This window comes from Pelomonas dachongensis (assembly GCF_043555865.1).
Taxonomy (GTDB): Bacteria; Pseudomonadota; Gammaproteobacteria; order Burkholderiales; family Burkholderiaceae_C; genus Pelomonas; species Pelomonas dachongensis.
Genome location: NZ_JBIGHY010000004.1, coordinates 57276 through 74925, shown reverse-complemented (window position 1 = coordinate 74925; position 17650 = coordinate 57276). Strand labels below are relative to the sequence as shown.

Here is a 17650-nt window from a genome sequence, read left to right as displayed (position 1 = left end):
AGCCCTGGCGGCTGTCTAGCTTGGCACGCTGGTGACTGGCACGGGATCGCTGTCGAGCGGACAGAGTCCACTGGGCACAAAGTCTGCGTTGGCCATGTCGCCATCGGTGAACACGAGGCTGGCGGAACCTTGTTGCCCGCGCACTGCACCGTTGCGGACAGCAGTGCCGCGCTTGCCGCAAGCCGCTGCGTTGAAGCGACTCACCGGATTGAGCAGGAACGACATAGGCCGTGGATCCAATCCTCCTGAAAAACCGCAGCCTTCAAGTGCGACGCGGCAACATTTAGAACACAAGCGCCGCCACAAAAACCCCGATCATCACGAAGGCGATGACGACCTTCGCGACCAGTGCCAAAAGCAGACCTAGCCCAGTCGCAATACCCACCCGCGTGGCCGCTTGGTGGTCGCGGCGAGCGACGTACTCCCCGAGTGCCGCACCGATGAAAGGCAGCACGAACACGCCGACGATGCCGAACATCAGTCCAGCGACGGTGCCTACCGCAGCGCCGATCAATGCCAGCCGGCTGGCGCCCACTTTCTTGGCACCCAACAGCGCGGCCACGTAGTCGAGGATCCAGGACAGCAGAGCCAGCGCTACCAGCAGGCCCACCGTCCAACCTCCGACGCGCTCGAAGCCGTCAATCCACGCGCCGAGTACCGCGCCGGCCAGCACCAGCGCGGCACCTGGCAACACCGGCAGCACTGCGCCCGCGAGGCCGGCGGCCATCAGGAGGGCCGTCAGTATCCAGAGAAGAACATCGGTGCTCGGCATGGTGAGTGGTCTTGACGCTGCGTCAGCATCAGCCGCCGTGGGCGATGCGGATGTAGGACGGTATGCCGACGAGGATGTTGAAAGGAAAGGTCACGCCAAGCGACAGGCCCAGGTACAGGCCCGGTCTGGCCTCCGGGATGGCGTGACGCACGACGGCGGGTACGGCGATGTAGCTGGCCGAGGCCGCGAGCACCAGCAGCAGCGCCGTGTTGCCCGGCTCAAGGCTCAACAGCCGGCCCAGAGTCAGCGCGACGGCTGCATGGACCAGGGGCGCGGCCAGCGCATAGCCAAGCAGCCAGCGCGGCGCGCCGCCCAGCGCGCCCAGCTGGCGGGCGCAAGACAGGCCCATGTCCAGCAGGAAGAAGGCCAGCATGCCCTTGAACAGGTCGCCGGTGAAGGGCTGCATCGCCGCCTCGCCTCGGTCGCCCGTCAGCATGCCGATGAGCATCGCGCCCAGCAGCAACAGCTGCGCGCCGTCAGTCAGCGATTCATGCAGCACGTCGCGCAGCGGCACCACCTGGACCGTGCCCTGCTGGCGGCGGGCGCGGTTGGCCAGCAGCACCGCTAGCAAGATAGCGGGCGACTCCATCAGTGCCATCGCCGCTGCCATGTGGCCGCCGTAGGGCAGGCCTTGCGTGTCGAGGTACTGCACGGCGGTGATGAAGGTCACCGCGCTGACGGAGCCGTAGGTGGCGGCGATGGCCGCTGCGTCGAAGCCGTTGAGCGAGCGGCGCAGCAGCGCATAGCTCGCCAGCGGTACCGCCACCGCCAGCAGCAAAGCGGCACCGAGGCTGGCCGCGACCTCGGGCGTCAGGCCCGACCGCGCCAGCGCGAAGCCGCCCTTGAGCCCCAGCGCCATCAGCAGGTACAGCGACAGGAAGCGCGAGATGGCCGGTGGAATCTCCAGGTTGGAGCGCAGCAGCCCGGCCGCGATACCGAAGCAAAAGAACAGGATGGCGGGGTCGAGCAGCTGGTTCATGCCGGCTTGCCCACCGCCTGCGCACGCGTCTTCCAGAGCGACACCAAAACGCCACCTGCGATCAGGCCGAAGGTGATGCCCAGCGACAGCGCGGGCGGGAACTTGCCGATGACGTTGACGAGAAAGATTTTCGTGCCGATGAACACCAGCACCAGGGCCAGCGCGTACTTCAAGTAGTGAAAGCGGTGGATCATGGCCGCCAGCGCGAAGTACAGGGCGCGCAGGCCCAGGATGGCGAAGATATTGCTCGTGTAGACGATGAACGGATCACTGGTGATGGCGAAGATCGCTGGCACCGAGTCGACGGCGAACACCAGGTCGACGATCTCCACCATCGCAAGCGCCAGGAACAGCGGCGTCGCGTGGCGCACCAGCTTGCCGCCCGTGTCGGGCTGCTTCACGAAGAAGGCATTGCCTTGCAGCTGGTCGGTGACGCGCAGATGGCGGCGCAGGAACTTCAGTACCGCGTTGTTGGCCATGTCGGGCACGTGCTCGGCAGCCAGCCACATCTTGACGCCCGTGATGACGAGGAAGGCGCCGAACAGGTAGAGCACCCAGCTGAAGTTCTGTACCAGCGCCGCGCCCACACCGATCAGTGCCGCGCGCATGACGATGACACCCAGGATGCCCCAGAACAGCACGCGGTGCTGGTACACGCGCGGGATGCCCAGGAAGCCAAAGATCATCGCGATGACGAACACGTTGTCCATCGACAGCGACTTCTCGATGAGGAAGCCGGTGTAGTACTCCAGGCCAGACTGCGCGCCCATGTACCACCACACCCACGCGCCGAACAGCAGCGCGATGCTGATGTAGCCGGCCGACAGCAGCAGACTCTCGCGCACGCCGATCTCGCGCTCCTCCTTGTGCAGCACGCCCAGGTCCAGCACCAGCAGCACGACGACGACGGCCAGGAATGCCATCCAGGCCCAGACCGGCTTGTCCAACCAAGGGGTTTGCAACAGGGTGAGCAGGGTGTCCACGAGATCCTCTGAGTTGTTGGTTTGAAGGTGAAGGGGCCGACGGCGTCAGACGTGTGCTGCGTCCAACGCGCGCAGAAGGTCGAGACGGTCGATGGAGACGTGCCAGCGTCTCGCGGCGGCCTGCAGCACGCGAAACTCGCTGCGAGCCAGGTGGGCATCGGCCTCGATGACGGCGGCGCACAGCTGCAGCACGCGGATGCGCAGCGACTCGTCCTGCACCTCGTCGAGCAGCGCGTCGATCGTGGTGTCGTCCAGCGTCAGCGTGCTGGCCGGAGCGGCAGCATGCGTGGCCAGCAAGTCCTCGCAGAAGTCTCGCAGCACTGTCTGCAAGGTGCCCTCTGGCAGCGAAGCGGCCTGGTTGAACTGCAAGCGCTGCAACGCACCCAGCTCGCGCGGATGCAGGTTGCCATCAGCCAGCAGCGCGAGCGAGACGATACGGGCCACGGCCTGGGGACTGTCGGTGGGATAGCTGCGCATGGAAGTCAGGCGGCGTCGGGACCTGGCAGCGTCGGGCGGCGGCGCGACTGCTTGCGGCCAATTACGCGCGCCAGCAGGTGTCCGGCGCGCAGCAGCGCCTCATGCACCGCGCGCCGCCACGTAGTGGCAAGCGCGCGCGCCACCAGCGTGCCGTGACCCTCGGTGCGCAGCGTGATGCGGCACTCCTTGTCGGGGCCTCCACGCGGGCCGTTCAAGTCCTCCAACCGCACGGTCACCTGCGGCACCGCGTCGGCGCGGCGGCGCATCGCAAAGCGCACGCGGCGCTCGACGAAGGCGGCGAGGTCGCCGGCCGCCCTGTTCAATGACTGGAAGTTCACTTGCATGTCGATCTCCGAAGTTGAAGGACTGCCGCACGATAGGCGGCCCGAGACTTCCGTGAAAGCAGACAATACGGGAGCGAACTTCCCGAAAACCAGGAACATGTCACAGCACTTCAACTACCGGCACCTGTACTACTTCTGGGTGGTCGCCAAGGAGGGCGGCATGTCGCGCGCCGCCGCGCGGTTGGACATGGCGGTGCAGACGGTCAGCGCGCAGGTGCGCGAACTGGAGCGCGATTTGGGCGTGCAGCTGCTGCGCCCCGAGGGCCGCGGCGTGGCGCTGACCGAGGCGGGCCAGCGCGCGATGCAGCAGGCCGATGTCATCTTCGAGGCCGGCGAGGCGCTGCCCGGTCTGCTGCGTGAGCGCGACGGCGCGGGGCCTGCAGTGCGGCTGGCGCTGGGCATCAGCGACACCTTGCCCAAGCTGGTGGTACGTCACCTGGTGCAGCCCGTGCTGGCCACGCCCGGGCTACGGCTGCTGTGCCACGAGCAACGCTTCGACGACCTGCTGGGCAACCTGGCCGTGCACAAGCTCGATCTGGTGCTGGCCGACAGGCCCGCACCGCCGCACGCCGGCCTGAAGGTTTTCAACCACGCGATGGGGTCATCGGCGCTGGCCTGGTATGGCACAGCAGAGCTGGCGGCGCACGCGAAGAAGCGTTTCCCGCTGGGCCTGGCCGATGTGCCAATGCTGCTGCCCGCCGCCAATGCGGCCGTACGTCCGCACATCGACCGCTGGCTCATGCAGCACGGCGTTGCCGCGCGCGTGGTCGGCGAGTTCGAGGATTCGGCGCTGCTGAAGATCTTCGCTGCAGGCGGCTTGGGCGTATTCCCGGCGCCTTCGCTAGTGCACCAGCAACTGCTGGCGCAGTACGGCGTGCGCCATATCGGCGCGCTGGACGGCGTGGTGGAGCACTTCTACGGCATCAGCACCGAGCGGCGTGTCGTACATCCGCTGGTGCGGCGCATGGTGTCACCCGCCCAAGCCTGAGCTGGCAAAGTAGCTGGGCAGTCACGCTGCGAAGTCCCATGGGACGTGGGGGCATCCCGTGCGACATCGCACGTCGCATCGACGATAGGGTTGCGCGACGCCAGTTGCACGCGCTCGAGCTTCAGCCGCTGCTTGCCGCGGCGCTCGCGCGCCGACAGGCCAACCAGCTTGTAGAGCCAGTACACGTGCTTGTCGTTGATCTTCGTGCCGCCGCGCGCAGCAGATCGCCGATGCGCCGGTAGCCGAAGCGCGGCGCTCGTGGGCCAGCTCGACGATGCGCTGGCTCGTGGCCTGGACCAAGGCGCTGGCGCGCCGTCCAGTGATCGAGTTCGCTTCCAACGTCGTGCCAACCGTGCACCTCTTCGCCGTTGGGCTCAGCGCTTTACGCCGAATTCCACCTTCAGCGCCTCGTTGCCCAGCACGACCTCGGTCAGCAGCTTCTGAAGGATCCGCTTTCCTTGTGACAGACGCGCCGCTGTTACGGCATTTACTAGTACTCGTCGCGCTCCACGCCCACGTAGCCCGGCGCGAGATTCTCGAACTTGGTGTGCATGCGCTGGAACATCAGTTTCACGGTCCCCACCGGGCCATTCCGCTGCTTGGCAATGATGATCTCCGCCACACCGGGTTCCTTGCACTCATCCTTGGTGTAGTACTCGTCGCGGTAGATGAACATGATGATGTCCGCGTCCTGCTCGATGGCGCCGGACTCGCGCAGGTCGGACATCATGGGCCGCTTGTCGGGGCGCTGCTCCACCGAGCGGTTCAGCTGTGACAGCGCGATGACCGGGCACTTCAGTTCTTTGGCCAGTGCCTTCAGGCCGCGCGAGATCTCGCCCAGCACGGTCGCACGGTTCTCCTCACTGCCGCCGCCGTTGCCGCTCATCAGCTGAAGGTAGTCGATGACGATCAGTCCCAACTGGCCGCAGATTCGCGCCTGGCGTCGGGCCCGCGCGCGCACTTCAGACGGCGACAGGCCCGGGCTCTCGTCGATGAAGATGCTGGCCTTGCCCAGCTTGTCCACCGCCTCCGACAGGCGGCCCCACTCGTCGTCCTTCAGCTGGCCGGTGCGAAGGTGGCTCTGGTCGATGCGACCGATGGAGCCCACCATTCGCAGCGCCAGCTGCGCGGCGCCCATTTCCATGGAATAGATGACGACCGGCAGGCCCTCATTGATGGCCACGTTCTCGGCGATGTTGACCGCGAACGCCGTCTTGCCCATCGACGGTCGAGCGGCCAGCACGATGAGGTCGCCGGGTTGCAGGCCGGCCGTCTGCTTGTCCAGGTCGTAGAAACCGGTGCGCACGCCAGTGACGTCCTGATGCCCGGCCTCCGCCAGCTCGTTGACGCGGTCGATCAGAGCGACGACGAGGTTGTCCATGCTCTGGAAACCCTGGCGGCTGCGAGAGCCCTCCTCGCCGATCTTGAAGATCTTGCCTTCGGCCTCGTCCAGGATCTGCGTAACGGCACGGCCTTGGGGATTCATCGCGGCGGTGGCGATCTCGTCGCTGGTCGCCACCAGCTTGCGCAGAATGGCGCGCTCCCGAACGATCTCCGCATAACGTCGCAAGTTGGCGGCACTGGGCACGCTCTGCGCCAGCGCGTTCAGGTAGGCCAGGCCCCCGCATTCCTCGGCTCGGCCCACGGACGTCAGCTCGTCGAAGACGGTGACGACGTCAGCCGGCTTGCCGGCGTTGACGAGCTTGCCGACGGCCGCGAACACGTGCTTGTGCTCGAACCGGTAGAAGTCGCTGTCGGTCAGCAGGTCGGCCGCCTTGTCCCAAGCCGAGTTGTCGATCAGCAGGCCGCCGAGCACGCTCTGCTCGGCCTCGACCGAATGCGGCGGCACGCGCAGCCGCGCCACTTCATCGTCTTGCGGTACGGCGGAGGAGGAGGCAGGGAAGATCGCGGACATGCCTGTGGATAAAGCTGTGGACGAGCTGGGAGCAGCCGGTGGGTGACGCGGGAAAACTCCGGCCATAAAGACCGAAGGCCGAAACCCTGAGGGTATCGGCCTTCGTTCGATGTTGCGGTGACCGGGTGTCTCCGCACATCAGGGGAAGCGAGATTTACTCGGCTTCAGGCACCACGTGGACGGTGATGTCGACCACCACGTCTGTATGGGCAACGACGCTCACCGGGAACTCGCCAATGGTCTTCAGCGGACCGTTGGGCAGGCGCACCTGGGCCTTGGCGACGGCGGTGCCGGCCTTGGTCAGCGCTTCGGCGATGTCGGCGTTGGTCACCGAGCCGAACAGACGGCCATCAACACCGGCCTTCTGGGCGATGCGGACGGTCGTGCCGGCCAGCTTCTCACCCAGCTTCTGGGCTTCGGCCAGCTTCTCGGCGGCGACCTTTTCCAGTTCGGCGCGCTTGGCTTCAAATTCCTTGATCGCGGATTCCGTGGCGCGACGAGCGGCCTTGGTCGGGATCAGGAAGTTGCGGGCGTAACCATCCTTGACCTTGACGACGTCGCCGAGGTTACCGAGGTTGGCCACTTTTTCGAGCAGGATCACTTGCATGTCGTCAGCTCCTTAGACCTTGTGCTGGTCGCTGTACGGCAGCAGAGCCAGGAAACGAGCGCGCTTGATCGAGACGGTCAGCTGGCGCTGGAAGAAGGCACGCGTGCCGGTCAGGCGAGCGGGCGTGATCTTGCCGTTTTCGGCGACGAAGTCGCGCAGCGTGTCGATGTCCTTGTAGTCGATCTTCTCGACGCCAGCGACCGTGAAACGGCAGAAACGCTTGCGGCGGAACAGCAACGACTGTTGGTTGCGCTTGGGCTTCTTGTCTTTGGAGAAGCGACCTTTGCCACGAAGAGGGGGCATGTTGGACCTCTGTTAAATCTATCCGGAATCAAATGTTGCCGGGCTCCGGGGCAGCGACGGGTTCGATCAACGTGACGTGGGCGATGAAGCCCCGGCCGTTGCGCTGGTGGGTCAGGAAGCCGCGGAAAACCGCGTGGCCACCTATTCCCAGCGCCTGCAACTGCTTGGCCACCTCGCCCACCGCAACCGCCTTGATCTCCAGGGAAACCTTGCGCGGCTTGCCGGCTTCGATGACTTCGGACTCGGCCTTGAGGCTTGCGTCCAGGGCCATCAGCCCGGCGGGTGTGTAGCGAACTTGTCCGAGTTGCTGGATCTGTGCCGACAGCGAAAGCTGGTTCACACGTCGGCGGTTGCTGCTCTGAAACCTGGTGCTAGCGAATGAGCTTCAGCTCAGGCCGCTTCTTGCTGTTGCGGCGCCTTGCGGGCTTCTTCGCGCTCGACGGCCTTCATCATGACCGAAGGGGTCGTGATGGCCTTGTCCTGGACCACGGTGAGGTGGCGCAGCACGGCGTCGTTGAAGCGGAAGCCGGTTTCGAGTTCACCCAGGATTTCCTTGGTGGCCTCGATGTTCAGGCACAGGTAATGAGCCTTGCCGAGCTTCTGGATCTGGTAGGCCAGCTGACGGCGGCCCCAGTCTTCGACACGGTGCACGACACCACCACCGGCGGTGACGAGGCCCTTGTAACGCTCCAGCATGGCCGGAACCTGTTCACTTTGATCCGGATGGATCAGCAGAACGATTTCGTAGTGACGCATATCTACTCCTTGTGGATTCCAGCCCCGTGGAAATCACGGGGCTGTGGAAGCCGCACCACGGCGTCTACTCGTCGGTGCAGCAAGGGGGAACCCGCAATTCTAGCCCGGACTCGCGGAATGGCCAAGTCCGCTCGCAGCGCCGACGGCCAGCAGGGATCCTCAGGGCGCGGGACGGCTGCGCAGCGTGTCGACCAGTTCGCGCGCGCGCTGGCCCGGCGCGGCGGTCAGCAAGCTGACCAGCACCAGCGCCAGCGCCCCGGCGGGCACGCCGAACAGGCCCGCCGAGGCCGGCTGAATGGCCCAGATCAGGGTCGCCGGCCCGGGCAGGCCCACCAAGGCACGCAAGCCCGGATGAGCGACGGCCAGATAGCCCAGGCAGACCGCCAACCCCGTCACCATGCCCGCCAGCGCGCCGGCGCGGTTGGCGCGACGCCAAAACACGCCTGCCACCAGCGCCGGAAAGAAAGTGGAGCCGGCGATGGAGAACGCCGCCGTGACGACCGCGAGGATGTCCGCGGGCCGGCTGGCCGCCACTGCGGCCGCGGCCAGCGCGGCCGCCAGCAACAAGGCTTTCGACAACGTCACTCGCCGCGTTCGCGAGGCCTCCGGGTTGATGGCCTTGTAGTACAGGTCATGGGACAGCGCGCTGGAGATGGCCAGCAGCAGGCCGTCCGCCGTGGACAGCGCCGCCGCCAGCCCGCCGGCTGCCACCATGCCGGAGATGACGTAGGGCAACCCGCCCAGTTCCGGCAGCACCAGCATGACCAAATCGGGATGCAGGTGCAGTTCGCCCAATTGCAGCCGGCCATCGCCGTTCAAGTCCACGGCGGACAGCAGCCCGGGGTCCACCCGCTGCCATTGCCGGATCCACGCCGGCAGTTGCTCGAAGCTGGATCCCACCAGGCCGGTGAACACCTCGGTCTTGACCATGACCGCCAGCGCCGGCGCGGTCAGGTACAGCAGGCAGATGAACACCAGCGACCACGCGACCGACTCGCGCGCCTTCGCGACCGAGGAGGTCGTGTAGTAGCGCGTCAGCAGGTGCGGCAGGCCCGCGGTACCCACCATCAGGCACAGTACCAGCGCCACAAAATTGCGGCGCGATTCGCTGGCTTGGACCTGCTCGGAGGGGCTGCCGTCGGGGTTGCCCGCAAACGGCTGCGTGTGCGGCACCAGCCCCGACAGCGGCCGGGCCAGATGGGCTTCATTCGCCTGCTCGCGACGCCAGCGCTCCTCCGCCTCCGCGCTCGTGCGCGGCAGTGCGGCGCGCTGCTTCTCGGCGGCCTGGATCTGCGCGAGCGGCGCCTCCTGCGCCTTCAGGCCCGCCACACGTGCGGCGGCCTGGGCCTGGGCTTGGTCCAGCGCGGCGGGCACATCGGCCAGGCGCTCGCCCGCCGCGTCCGCGCGCTGCTGGTGGATGGCGCGCACCTGCAACTCGGCGGGGTCGTGGATCAGTTCGCGCTCGCGTTCGGCCAGCTGATGCAGCTGCTGGCCGAAGACCAGCTGCGGCAGCGGCCAGCCGGTCTGCTTCACGCTGAGCCACATGACCGGCACGAGGTAGGCCAGGATCAGGATGATGTACTGCGCCACCTGCGTCCAGGTGACGGCGCGCATGCCGCCCAGAAAGGAGCAGACCAGCACGCCGCCCAGCCCGACGAACACGCCGACCTCGAAGCCCAGACCGGTGAGCCGCGTCGTGATGAGACCGACGCCGTAAATCTGCGCGACGAGGTAGACAAACGACACCAGGATGGCGGCGCCCGCGCCCATCAGGCGCAGCGTGCGGCTCTCGAAGCGCTCGGCCAGGAAGTCCGCCAGCGTGTACTGGCCGAAGCGGCGCAGGTACGGCGCGATGCACAGCGCCACCAGCACGAAGCCGCCGGTCCAGCCCAGCACGTAGGCGAGGCCCGCGTAGCCGCTCGCATACAGCGTGCCGACCAGGCCGATGAAGGTGGCGGCGCTCATCCAGTCGGCGCCGGCCGCCATGCCGTTGTACAGCGGCGGCACGCGGCGGCCGGCGACGAAATACTCCGCGGGATCGGTGGTGCGGCACAGGATGCCGATGACCGCGTAGATCGCCACCGTGGTGCCGAGGAAGGTGTAGCCGATCCACGACTTCGGCATGCCGCGGCTCTCGGCCAGCCCCAGGCCCACGACGAGCCCGATGAAGCTCAGCGTGAACAGCAGGTATCGGCGATGCAGGCGGGCGTGGGAAGTGGGCGCGGACACGGGCGCGATGATGGCCGCAAAAAAGCCCGGGTTCCCTTACGGAGAACCCGGGCTGGTCGTCAGGCGCGAAGGCTTACTTGGCGGCCAGGCGCTGCCAGGTGTCGATCACCGTGTCGGGGTTCAGCGAGATGGACACGATGCCCTCCTCGGCCAGCCACTCGGCGAAGTCCGGATGGTCGCTGGGTCCCTGGCCGCAGATGCCGATGTACTTCCCGGTGGCACGGCAGGCGCGGATGGCGCGCGAGATCATGGCCTTCACGGCCGGGTCGCGTTCGTCGAAGTCGCCGGCCAGCTGCTCCAGGCCCGAGTCGCGGTCCAGGCCCAGCGTCAGCTGCGTCAGGTCATTGGAGCCGATGGACATGCCGTCGAAGTGTTCCAGGAACTGCTCGGCCAGGATGGCGTTGCTGGGCACCTCGCACATCATGATGAGCCGCAGGCCGTCGGTACCGCCCGCGGCCGCGCGCTTCAGCCCTCGCTCGGCCAGCATGGCGACGACCTTCTCGGCCTGCTTCACGGTGCGCACGAACGGCACCATGATCTCGACGTTGTTCAGGCCCATGTCCTTGCGCACGCGCTTCAGCGCCTCGCACTCCATCGCGAAGGCATCCTGGAATTCGCCGCTGATGTAGCGCGACGCGCCGCGGAAGCCCAGCATCGGGTTCTCTTCATCCGGCTCGTAGCGTGTGCCGCCAATGAGCTTTCGGTACTCGTTGGACTTGAAGTCCGACAGCCGCACGATGACCGGGCGCGGGAAGAACGCCGCGGCGATGGTGGCGATGCCCTCGGCCAGCTTGTCCACGTAGAAGGCACGCGGCGACGCGTGGCCGCGGGCCACCGACTCGACGGCCTTCTTCAGGTCGGCGTCGATGTTCGGATAGTCCAGGATGGCCTTGGGGTGGACGCCGATGTTGTTGTTGATGATGAATTCCAGCCGGGCCAGGCCCACGCCGCCGGACGGCAGCTGCGCGAAGTTGAAGGCCAGTTGCGGGTTGCCGACGTTCATCATGATCTTGATGGGGCAGTACGGCAGCTCGCCGCGATGCACCTCGCTGACCTCGGTCTCCAGCAGGCCGTCGTAGATGTAGCCGGTGTCGCCCTCCGAACAGGCCACGGTGACCAGCTGTCCGTCCTTCAGCACATCGGTCGCGTCACCGCAGCCGACCACGGCGGGAATGCCGAGCTCGCGCGCAATGATGGCCGCGTGGCAGGTGCGCCCGCCACGGTTCGTCACGATGGCGCTGGCGCGCTTCATGACCGGCTCCCAGTTCGGGTCGGTCATGTCGGTGACCAGCACGTCGCCGGGCTGCACGCGCTCCATGTCGGCGACGCTGTCGACCAGGCGAACCGGCCCGGTACCGATCTTCTGACCGATGGCACGGCCTTCCGCCAGCACGGCGCTGTGGGCCTTCAGCTTGTAGGCGAGCTCGACCTGGCCGGCGGCCTGGCTCTTCACCGTCTCGGGGCGGGCCTGCAGGATGTAGATCTTGCCGTCCACGCCGTCACGGCCCCACTCGATGTCCATCGCGCGGCCGTAGTGCTGTTCAATGATCAGCGCGTACTGGGCCAGCTCGGTGACCTCGGCGTCATTCAGCGAGTAGCGGTTGCGGGACTCGACCGCCGTGTCCACGGTCTTCACCAGCTTGCCGCTGGCGGCCTTTTCCTCGATTGAGGCGAACTCCATGCGCAGCAGCTTGGAGCCCAGGTTGCGGCGGATGATGGCCAGCTTGCCGGCCTTCAGCGCGGGCTTGTGGACGTAGAACTCGTCCGGGTTCACGGCACCCTGCACCACCGTCTCGCCCAGGCCGTAGCTGGAGGTGATGAAGACGACGTCCTGAAAGCCGCTCTCGGTGTCGATGGTGAACATGACACCCGCCGAGCCCAGGTCGCTGCGCACCATGCGCTGCACACCCGCGGACAAGGCCACGTCGTTGTGCGCAAAACCCTTGTGCACGCGGTAGCTGATGGCGCGGTCGTTGTACAGCGACGCAAACACCTCGCGCATCTTGTGCAGCACTTCATCGATGCCGACGACGTTCAGGAAGGTTTCCTGCTGGCCCGCGAACGAGGCGTCGGGCAGGTCCTCGGCGGTGGCAGACGAACGCACGGCGAAGGACACGCCGGGGTTGTCGGCGGTCAGCTGCGCGAACGACGAACGCACGCCGGCCTCCAGATCGGCCGGGAACGGTTGGTTCTCGATCCAGCCGCGAATCTCGGCGCCGGCCTGCGCCAGCGCGCGGACGTCGTCCGTGTTAAGCGTGGCCAGGCGCGCCGCGATGCGCGCGTCCAGTCCCTCGTGCTTGAGGAACTGCCGGAACGCATGCGCCGTTGTGGCGAACCCTCCGGGGACGCGCACCCCGCTGGCGGCGAGCTGCGAGATCATTTCGCCGAGGCTGGCGTTCTTGCCGCCAACTGCCTCGACATCGGTCATCCTCAGGTTCTCAAACGGTACGACCAGGGCGGTCGCCTCGAAAAGGGTGGACATGGAAAAACTCCGGGAGGTTGAAAAACCGGTGTCGTCGCGTCGTCCACACCCATGCTTTCATCTGCCGAGCTGAACCGCTCAAGGCAGGCGCGGCTCCGTCCATTTCTGGATTCTTCTAGGAGGGCGGAGGCGCACATGAGGCTGATCGCGAGGAATTGCCGCGGATTCTAGGCGGTTCGTACCTCGGCGTAACCGCCCCGGAACGCAGGGTCCGCTGGCTATCATGGGCGCGCCCCGAAACTCGCCGATCACCACCATGCCCGCCAGAACCGTCTACTTCGTCTCTGACGGCACCGGCATCACTGCCGAGACCTTCGGCAACTCCATCCTGGCGCAGTTCTCCATCAAGCCGCGGCACGTGCGCCGGCCGTTCATCGACACGCCCGAGAAGGCGCAGGCGGTCGTCGCCGAGATCAACGAGCTGGCCATGCGCGAGGGCGAGCGGCCCATCGTGTTCGCCACACTGGTGGACCGCGAGGTTCTGAAGATCGTCCGGGAGCGCTGCCAGGGCCGCGTCATGGACATGTTCGGCACCTTCATCGAACCGCTGGAAGAAGAGTTCGGCATCAAGAGCAACCACCGCGTGGGCCGCTTCTCGGACGTGGCGCAGAGCCAGGAGTACCACGACCGCATCGAGGCCATCAACTTCTCGCTGGCGCATGACGACGGGCAGTCTTCCAAGAACCTCGACGTCGCCGACGTCATCCTCGTCGGCGTGTCGCGCTCAGGCAAGACGCCCACCTCGCTGTACCTGGCGATGCAGCACGGCATCAAGGCCGCCAACTACCCGCTGATCCCCGAGGACTTCGAGCGCCGCAAGCTGCCCGCGCCGCTGCTGCCGCACAAGCGCAAGTGCTTCGGGCTGACCATCGATGCCGAGCGGCTCAGCAGCATCCGCAACGAACGGCGCCCGGGCAGCAAGTACGCCGACACGCTGAACTGCCGCTACGAGGTCAACGAGGCCGAAGCGATGATGAAGCGCGAGGGCATCGCGTGGTTGTCGTCCACACACAAGAGCATCGAAGAGATCGCGACGACCATCCTGCGCGACATCCGGCCAGACCGGCTCGTGTACTGATGCCCGCCTCGGCGCTGGCCCTCGTACTCACCGCCGCCCTCCTCCACGCGCTCTGGAACCTGGCCGCCAAGAAGTGGGGCGGCGGGCCGCATTTCGTGCTGACCTGCGCGGTCGGCGTCGTCGTGTTCTGGCTGCCCGTCGTGCTGTGGATAGGCCTGGACGAGGTGCCCGGCTGGACGCTGCTGAACTGGGCCTTCGTCGCCGCCAGCGCTGTCGTGCACCTGCTGTACTTCAACTGCCTGATCGCCGGCTACCGGCACAGCGACCTGACGGTCGTCTACCCCGTCGCGCGCGGCAGCGGACCGCTGCTGTCGGCCATCGCCGCCGTCGTGCTGCTGGGCGAACATCTTGGCGTGTACGGCACGCTGGGCCTGGCGGGCGTGGTCGGTGGCATCCTCGTCATCACGATGGGGCCGCGCCTCATCGGCCGCGGCGTGCCGCAGGACGCCAAAGCTGCGCGGCGCCGCCGCGACGGCATCGGGTGGGGCGCCGCCACGGGCGCGTTGATCGCCGGCTACACGGTGCTGGACGGCTACGCCGTCAAGGTGCTCGCGATGTCGCCGCTGCTGCTGGACTACTTCGGCAACGTGTTGCGCGTGGCCATGCAGTTGCCGGTCACGCTGCGGCAGACGCACAGCTTCTGGCCCGAGGTGAGGCGCTCGTGGCGCGGCATCCTGGCCGTCGCGGTGCTTGGACCGGCCGCCTACGTGCTGGTGCTGCTGGCCGTGAAGGAGGCCCCGCTGTCGCGCGTGGCGCCGGCGCGCGAGGTGTCGATGCTCATCGCGGCGTTGCTGGGCGGGCAACTGCTGGGCGAAGGCGAGCGCGGCTGGCGGCTGGCCGGCGCGGCGCTGATCGGCGTGGGCGTCATTGCGCTGGCGCTGTAGCCAGGCCGGCATAGATCTCGACATAGCGCCGCGCCGCCGCATCCCAGCCGAAGCGCTGCCGCATGGCTGCGTTGCGCACGTTCGCCCAGCTCGCGGGCCGGCTCCACAGCGCGAAGACGCGGCGCAGCGCGCGCCGGTAGGCGTCCGCGGTGAAGGCGTCGAAGACGAAGCCGGTCGCGGCCCCGGCGTCGAGGTCTTCCAGCGTGCAGTCCACCACCGTGTCGGCCAGGCCGCCCACGCGGTGAACCAGCGGCAGCGCGCCGTAGCTGAGGCCGTAGAGCTGAGTCAGCCCGCAGGGCTCGAAGCGGCTGGGCACCAGCATCACGTCGCTGCCGGCGTAGATGTGATGGGCCAGGCCCTCGTCCATGCCGGTGCGGCGGGCCACCTGCCCGGGATGCCTCGCCGCTGCGGCTGAGAACTCGGCTTCCAGGCGCGCATCGCCGCTGCCCAGCACCACCAGTTGGCCGCCGGCAGCGAGCAGGTCGTTCAGGGCTTCCAGCACGAGCGGCAGGCCCTTTTGCTCGGTGAGGCGGCTGACGATGCCGAACAGCGGGGCGTCGACCTTTACGGCCAGACCGCATTCGCCTTGCAGGGCGGCCTTGCAGTCGGCCTTGCCTTCGGGGCGGTCGGCGTCGTAGGGCTGGGCCAGGCTGCGGTCGCGCGCGGGCGACCACAGGCGGTAGTCGACCCCGTTGAGCACGCCGTGCAATACGGCGGCGCGGTGGCGCAGCAGGCCGTCCAGGCCGCACCCCTGCTCCGGCGTCTGGATCTCGCGGGCGTAGCCGGGACTGACGGTGGTGATGGCATCGGCGAAATGCAAGCCGGCCTTCATGAAGCTGACCTGGCCGTAGAACTCCAGGCCCTCGACCGCGTAGTGCGCTGGCGGCAGGCCCAGGTCGGCGAAGCAGTCGGCGGGAAAGAGGCCTTGGTAGGCGAGGTTGTGCACGGTGAAGACCATGCGCGCGTCAGTACGGCCACGTGCGCGGCCCGCGGCGATGTGTGCGCAGGCCAGGCCGGCATGCCAGTCGTGCGCATGGACGATCTGCGGGCGCCACGCCGGGTCCACGCCTTCGGCCAGCCGCGCCGCGGCCAGGCCCAGCAGCGCGAAGCGGCGGTGGTTGTCGGCATAGGTCACACCGGCTTCGTCGGCATAGGGGTTGCCGGGGCGGTCGAACAGGCCGGGCGCATCGAGCACATAGACAGGCGCCTCGAAGCCTGGCAGCCGGCCGCGCAACAGCACCGCCCGGCCCTCGCTCCACGGCAGTGCGACGGGCGCAACGGCGCACTCGTGCACCAGCGACTCGCGGATGGCCGGGAAGCCCGGCACCAGCAGCCGCGGCTCGGCTCCGGCCGCGGCCAGCGCGGCGGGCAGCGCACCGGCCACGTCGGCGAGACCGCCGGTCTTCAGCAGCGGGAACAGCTCCGCGCTGACCTGCAGAACCCGCATCACAACCTCGCGAGCATCTGCTTGGTGATCAGCACGACGCCGCTGTCGGTGCGTTCGAAGCGGGCGGCGTCCAGCGCTGCGTCTTCACCGACGACGAGGCCGTCGGGGATCACACAGGCGCGGTCGATGATGACCTTGGTGAGCCGGCAGTGCCGCCCCACCTCGACACCCGGCAGCAGCACGCACTGGTGGATGTTGCAGAACGAGCGGATGCGCACGTTGTTGAACAGCACCGACTGCACGACGTGGGCGCCCGACACGATGCAGCCGGCGCTGACGATGGTGTTGACCGTCATGCCGTGCATACCGTTGTGGTCGGGGATGAACTTGGCCGGCGGCAGCTGGCGCTGGTAGGTCCAGATCGGCCAGTCAGTGTCGTAGATGTCCAGCTCGGGATTGATGGAGGCCAGGTCCAGGTTGGCGGCCCAGAACGCGTCCAGCGTGCCGACGTCGCGCCAGTAGGGCGCGGCGCCGTTGGGGTTGTGGATGCAGCTCATGCTGAACGGGTGCGCCACGGCGCGGCCCTCGGCAACGACCTTGGGGATCACGTCCTTGCCGAAGTCGTGGCTGGAGTCGGGGTTGGCCAGGTCCTCGGCGAGCAGGCGGTAGAGGTAGTCGGCATTGAAGATGTAGATGCCCATGCTGGCCAGGCAGACGCTGTCGCTGCCCGGCATGGTGGGCGGGTTCGCCGGCTTCTCCTGGAACGCGGTGATCTGGCGCTCGCCATCGATGGCCATCACGCCGAACGCGCTGGCCTCGCCCTTGTCCACCTCGATGCAGCCCACCGTGCAGCCGGCACCGGTGCTGACGTGGTCCACCAGCATGCTGGAGTAGTCCATCTTGTAGACGTGGTCACCCGCCAGCACGACGATGTACTCGGCCGCCGTGCTCTGGATGATGTCCAGGTTCTGGTAGACCGCATCAGCGGTGCCGCGGTACCAGCTTTCCTCATCGACACGCTGCTGCGCAGGCATCAGGTCGACGGTCTCGTTCAGCTCGGCGCGCAGGAAGCTCCAGCCGCGCTGGATGTGGCGCAACAGCGAATGGCTTTTGTACTGCGTGACCACGCCGATGCGGCGGATGCCGCTGTTCACGCAGTTGCTGAGCGCGAAGTCGACAATGCGGAACTTGCCCCCGAAATAGACCGCCGGCTTGGCGCGGGCGTCAGTGAGCTGCTTCAGGCGGGAGCCTCGTCCGCCAGCGAGCACGAGGGCGATGGCACGGCGGGACAGCTGGTGCGGCGAGGGTACGGTGGCCATGGAATGTCGGGTGTGTGGTTTCGCCGCAGTCTGGGCGGGCAATGCGCCAGCCGCCAGCGGGGGTTCCCGCAACTATCCGGCAGACGCCACATGACACGAGCAATTGCCGCACCTTCCGAGCCCCCCGTAAGGCTCGCGGGGCTTCTT

18 protein-coding genes are annotated in these 17650 nt (G+C 67.2%); 3 read left to right on the top strand and 15 right to left on the bottom strand.

The annotated features are described in order from the left end of the window. Nucleotides 1–15 precede the first annotated feature (15 nt). Genes ACG02S_RS12460 through ACG02S_RS12435 form a run of 6 tightly spaced genes read right to left on the bottom strand, consistent with a single transcriptional unit; the run spans nt 16 to nt 3555 of the window. A complete protein-coding gene (locus tag ACG02S_RS12460; protein WP_394470788.1) occupies nt 16–225 on the bottom strand; it encodes a hypothetical protein in 210 nt (69 codons plus the stop codon). 58 nt (nt 226–283) lie between these two features. Further along, nucleotides 284–772 (bottom strand): DUF456 domain-containing protein, encoded by a 489-nt coding sequence (locus ACG02S_RS12455; RefSeq protein ID WP_394470787.1) that lies wholly within the window; start codon nt 770–772, stop codon nt 284–286. Nucleotides 773–800: 28 nt separating this feature from the next. Next, entirely contained in the window at nt 801–1751 is a 951-nt protein-coding gene (locus tag ACG02S_RS12450; RefSeq protein ID WP_394470786.1) for a sodium-dependent bicarbonate transport family permease, read from the bottom strand. Further along, nucleotides 1748–2734, bottom strand: coding sequence for a TerC family protein (locus tag ACG02S_RS12445; RefSeq protein ID WP_394470785.1), 987 nt, complete (start codon nt 2732–2734; stop codon nt 1748–1750). The genes ACG02S_RS12450 and ACG02S_RS12445 overlap by 4 nt, the downstream gene beginning before the upstream one ends. Before the next feature lie 45 nt (nt 2735–2779). Further along, entirely contained in the window at nt 2780–3211 is a 432-nt protein-coding gene (locus ACG02S_RS12440; protein ID WP_394470784.1) for a TerB family tellurite resistance protein, read from the bottom strand. 5 nt (nt 3212–3216) lie between these two features. Then, nucleotides 3217–3555 carry an HPF/RaiA family ribosome-associated protein gene (locus ACG02S_RS12435; RefSeq protein WP_394470783.1) on the bottom strand — a complete coding sequence of 113 codons (339 nt, stop codon included), beginning with the start codon at nt 3553–3555 and terminating at the stop codon, nt 3217–3219. A 97-nt stretch (nt 3556–3652) separates the two neighbouring features. On the opposite strand from ACG02S_RS12435, the gene ACG02S_RS12430 reads away from it, so the two are divergent. Next, nucleotides 3653–4543 carry a LysR family transcriptional regulator gene (locus tag ACG02S_RS12430; protein WP_394470782.1) on the top strand — a complete coding sequence of 297 codons (891 nt, stop codon included), beginning with the start codon at nt 3653–3655 and terminating at the stop codon, nt 4541–4543. Between the two features lie 490 nt (nt 4544–5033). Here ACG02S_RS12430 and dnaB read toward each other — a convergent pair whose 3' ends face one another. The 7 genes from dnaB to ppsA form a co-directional block, all read right to left on the bottom strand. Then, nucleotides 5034–6458, bottom strand: a complete 1425-nt coding sequence (dnaB, locus tag ACG02S_RS12425; protein WP_394470781.1) for a replicative DNA helicase — start codon at nt 6456–6458, stop codon at nt 5034–5036. Nucleotides 6459–6612: 154 nt separating this feature from the next. Continuing rightward, nucleotides 6613–7065: a 50S ribosomal protein L9 gene (rplI, locus tag ACG02S_RS12420; RefSeq protein WP_394470780.1), complete on the bottom strand. Its 453-nt coding sequence runs from the start codon at nt 7063–7065 to the stop codon at nt 6613–6615. A gap of 12 nt (nt 7066–7077) precedes the next feature. Further along, nucleotides 7078–7368, bottom strand: coding sequence for a 30S ribosomal protein S18 (gene rpsR / locus ACG02S_RS12415; protein WP_394397242.1), 291 nt, complete (start codon nt 7366–7368; stop codon nt 7078–7080). Between the two features lie 28 nt (nt 7369–7396). Then, nucleotides 7397–7708, bottom strand: a complete 312-nt coding sequence (gene priB, locus ACG02S_RS12410; RefSeq protein WP_394470779.1) for a primosomal replication protein N — start codon at nt 7706–7708, stop codon at nt 7397–7399. Between the two features lie 50 nt (nt 7709–7758). Continuing rightward, complete coding sequence (gene rpsF / locus ACG02S_RS12405) at nt 7759–8124, bottom strand: 30S ribosomal protein S6 (protein ID WP_394470778.1); 366 nt, start codon at nt 8122–8124, stop codon at nt 7759–7761. 159 nt (nt 8125–8283) lie between these two features. Beyond that, nucleotides 8284–10353, bottom strand: coding sequence for a sodium:solute symporter family protein (locus ACG02S_RS12400; protein ID WP_394470777.1), 2070 nt, complete (start codon nt 10351–10353; stop codon nt 8284–8286). Between the two features lie 73 nt (nt 10354–10426). Further along, the gene (ppsA, locus tag ACG02S_RS12395) at nt 10427–12835 is read right to left on the bottom strand and encodes a phosphoenolpyruvate synthase (protein ID WP_394470776.1); all 2409 of its coding nucleotides are present in this window, start codon (nt 12833–12835) and stop codon (nt 10427–10429) included. A gap of 256 nt (nt 12836–13091) precedes the next feature. On the opposite strand from ppsA, the gene ppsR reads away from it, so the two are divergent. Together ppsR and ACG02S_RS12385 are read left to right on the top strand one after the other, a co-directional pair. After that, a complete protein-coding gene (gene ppsR / locus ACG02S_RS12390; RefSeq protein WP_394470775.1) occupies nt 13092–13913 on the top strand; it encodes a posphoenolpyruvate synthetase regulatory kinase/phosphorylase PpsR in 822 nt (273 codons plus the stop codon). Continuing rightward, a complete protein-coding gene (locus tag ACG02S_RS12385) occupies nt 13913–14797 on the top strand; it encodes an EamA family transporter (protein WP_394470774.1) in 885 nt (294 codons plus the stop codon). Before ppsR ends, ACG02S_RS12385 begins: the two co-directional genes overlap by 1 nt. On the opposite strand, the gene glgA is transcribed toward ACG02S_RS12385, so the two are convergent. Both glgA and glgC read right to left on the bottom strand, forming a co-directional pair. After that, nucleotides 14778–16244, bottom strand: coding sequence for a glycogen synthase GlgA (glgA, locus tag ACG02S_RS12380; RefSeq protein WP_394470773.1), 1467 nt, complete (start codon nt 16242–16244; stop codon nt 14778–14780). The two genes, ACG02S_RS12385 and glgA, sit on opposite strands and share 20 nt — an antisense overlap. Then, nucleotides 16244–17503 (bottom strand): glucose-1-phosphate adenylyltransferase, encoded by a 1260-nt coding sequence (gene glgC / locus ACG02S_RS12375; protein ID WP_394470772.1) that lies wholly within the window; start codon nt 17501–17503, stop codon nt 16244–16246. The genes glgA and glgC overlap by 1 nt, the downstream gene beginning before the upstream one ends. Between the last annotated feature and the right edge of the window lie 147 nt (nt 17504–17650).